The organism is Flavivirga aquimarina, from assembly GCF_030540835.1.
GTDB classification, from domain to species: Bacteria; Bacteroidota; Bacteroidia; order Flavobacteriales; family Flavobacteriaceae; genus Flavivirga; species Flavivirga aquimarina.
This window is the reverse complement of record NZ_JAUOEK010000162.1, coordinates 1-217: the sequence shown is the minus strand read 5'-3', so window position 1 is coordinate 217 and position 217 is coordinate 1. Positions and strand designations below refer to the sequence as shown.

The window sequence follows — 217 nt, the reverse complement described above, 5'->3', positions numbered from 1 at the left end:
GTAGGCTATCTGGAAAATATCATCAGCGATAGAGATTTGATACAACATAGTAGTATGCGCTTGGATATACTCTATTTTTTAGGTTATGATATAGATGAGGAACTGCCCTGGCACTCTACGATAAGCCGTACCCGACAATTGTATCCAGAAACTGTCTTTGAAGACGTTTTTACTAGAGTACTTGCTATGTGTGTAGAAAAGGGAATGGTCAGCGGTC

At 40.1% G+C, this 217-nt stretch carries 1 protein-coding gene; it reads left to right on the top strand.

Annotation, left to right across the window (positions count from 1 at the left end; genetic code table 11):
- Positions 1-217: transposase (locus tag Q4Q35_RS17340; protein WP_303279284.1), on the top strand; the 217-nt coding region annotated here is incomplete at both ends.